Source organism: Bradyrhizobium sp. Mp27, from assembly GCF_029953005.1.
Lineage (GTDB): Bacteria > Pseudomonadota > Alphaproteobacteria > Rhizobiales > Xanthobacteraceae > Bradyrhizobium > Bradyrhizobium barranii.
This window is the reverse complement of sequence record NZ_JASAUS010000569.1, coordinates 1-772: the sequence shown is the minus strand read 5'-3', so window position 1 is coordinate 772 and position 772 is coordinate 1. Positions and strand designations below refer to the sequence as shown.

Here is a 772-nt window from a genome sequence, read left to right as displayed (position 1 = left end):
AAATGATCGGCCCGATGCCAGGCACCGTCATCAGGCGCGAACATGCCTGATCTTGACGGGCCAGTGCTTCGATCTCGCCGGAGAGGCTATCGATGCGCTGATCCAGCCGGCGCCAGTCGCCCGCCAACTCCTCGATGACACGCAACATGCGTGGCGACAGGGCATCGGTGCGCGTCGCAAGGATGCTGGGCAGTTCTGTGCGCAGGAAGCCGATACCCTGGCGCACCGCGATCCCGCGTTCCAGCATGAAGGCGCGAATCTGGTTGATGATGCCGGTGCGTTGCGACACCAGCCGCTCGCGCACCCGATGCAGCGCCTGCAGATCCAGTTGCTCCACTGTCTTGGTCGCCACGAACTTCATCGTTGGGCGCTGCACGGCTTCGGCAATCGCTTCGGCATCGTTGAAGTCGTTCTTCTGTCCCTTGCTATAAGGGCGGACATATTTGGCCGGCATCAGCCTGGCATCGTGACCAAGCGATGCGAGTTTGCGGCTCAAATGATGTGCGCCGACGCAGGCTTCCATGCCGATCAGGCAAGGCGGCATATTGGCGAGCCGCGCCTCCACTTGGCCATGCGACCACTTTTGCCGCAGCACGATGGCGCCGCGCGCATCGTGGCCCACGACATGGAACGAGTTTTTGCCGATATCGATGCCGATCACGGCGATCGCGGTATTGAGTGTCTGGGACATGGCGTGCTCCTTGTCTTGGCGCCCCTGGCCAGCTTATCGCTGGCGGGGCAGGAGCACGGCCGGACCATCCCATTAGCGGAC

1 protein-coding gene is annotated in these 772 nt (G+C 62.6%); it reads right to left on the bottom strand.

Going from position 1 to position 772, the window contains the following annotated elements:
* Positions 1-691: IS110 family transposase (locus QJT78_RS51780; protein WP_281460911.1), on the bottom strand; the 691-nt coding region annotated here is incomplete at its 3' end.
* Positions 692-772 lie beyond the last annotated feature (81 nt).